Origin of the sequence: Pseudomonas sp. S4_EA_1b, from assembly GCF_016307435.1 — a bacterium.
Classification (GTDB): domain Bacteria; phylum Pseudomonadota; class Gammaproteobacteria; order Pseudomonadales; family Pseudomonadaceae; genus Aquipseudomonas; species Aquipseudomonas rhodesiae.
Genome location: NZ_JAEILC010000198.1, coordinates 1 through 1,437 on the forward strand (window position 1 = coordinate 1; position 1,437 = coordinate 1,437).

Here is a 1,437-nt window from a genome sequence, read left to right on the forward strand (position 1 = left end):
CTTGAGATCTACAGCCGGGCTGCTTTCTACCTGTCGACAACGATCAAGTGTGGGAGGGGGCTTGCTCCCGATAGCGGTGGTGAAGTGCGCCCCAAAAGTTGGACACCTATCCAACTCTTGGGGCTTTTTCATGAGCAAGTACACGACGCAGTTCAAGCTTTCCGCCATTACTGCTTTTCTTGAACGAGGCCGGGGTTTTCGCCGTATCGCCGCTCAATTTCAAATGGACCCCACCTTGCTTCGCCGTTGGGTGGAGGCTTACCGGCTGCACGGTGAGGCCAGCCTGAGCAGTGCCGGTGGGCGTTACAGCGCGCTGTTCAAGTTTTCCGTTCTGCAACGCATGTGGCGCGACTCCCTCTCCTTGCGCCGCGCAGCGGCGCTTTTCAACCTGGGTGACTCCACCCAAGTGGGCAGATGGCAGCAGCAGTATTACAGTGGCGGTATTGAAGCCCTGGCCTCAGGGAAAAAAGGACTGAATACCGCTATGCCAAAGCCACCTGCCAAACTGCGTAAATCTGCCGCCCCCCTTACAAAAGAGGAGCTTGCGCACAAAGCCTTGCTGGATGAACTTCAGTATTTGCGCATGGAGAACGCCTACCTAAAAAAGCTTGGGGAGTTAGGCGAGGCGGTGATCAGGCGGGAGAACGAAGCGAAGAAAAAGCTCGAATAGTCACTGAGCTGAGACAAGACTTTCCGCTGGCGGACCTGCTCAAACTGCTAGGGCTGGCGCGAAGCACGTACTACTACCAACTCAAGGTCATGGGCGTTGCGGACCGTTTCGTCTCAGTCAAAGCCTCGATCCAGAGCCTTCAGCAAGAGCATAAAGGGCGCCTGGGCTACCGCCGTATGACGCTGGAACTGCGTAAAGAAAGACTACAGATCAACGGCAAAACGGTACGACGATTGATGGGAGCGTTGGGGCTCAAATGCACGGTGCGACCCAAGAAATACAGAGCATATAAAGGGCCGATGGGAGAAATCTCACCCAATACCTTGGCTCGTCGGTTCGAAGCCGAGAAGCCGAATCAGAAATGGGTGACGGATGTCACCGAGTTCAAAGTGGCAGGTAAAAAGCTGTATTTGTCGCCGATCTTGGACTTATACAACGGAGAAATCGTGGCTTATCAGACCGCCATACGCCCCCAATATGCCCTGGTTGGCGACATGCTGGAGCGAGCGCTCGAGCGCCTGCCTGAGGGCGCTAAACCCATGCTGCACTCGGATCAAGGCTGGCACTATCGACACTCGAAGTATCGCGAGCGACTAGAACAGGCGGGGCTGGAACAAAGCATGTCACGCAAAGGAAACTGCTATGACAACGCCACGATGGAGAGCTTCTTCGGCACGTTGAAGTCAGAGTTTTACTACCGCGAAAGCTTCGACAACGAGGCTCAGTTGCAGGCTGGACTGGATCAATACATCCATTACTACAACCAT

General features: G+C 54.8%; 2 protein-coding genes. Both read left to right on the top strand.

The features are described from left to right. The first annotated feature begins 130 nt into the window (after positions 1-130). The gene (locus YA0848_RS35505; protein ID WP_034114343.1) at positions 131-670 is read left to right on the top strand and encodes a helix-turn-helix domain-containing protein; all 540 of its coding nucleotides are present in this window, start codon (positions 131-133) and stop codon (positions 668-670) included. A gap of 26 nt (positions 671-696) precedes the next feature. Continuing rightward, positions 697-1,437, top strand: a 741-nt coding sequence (locus tag YA0848_RS35510; protein ID WP_232925260.1) for an IS3 family transposase, incomplete at its 3' end; no start/stop codon positions are given.

Coding starts and splice junctions, on each gene's coding strand:
- YA0848_RS35505 (WP_034114343.1), top strand. CDS start 131: ATGAGCAAGTACACGACGCAGTTCAAGCTTTCCGCCATTACTGCTTTT.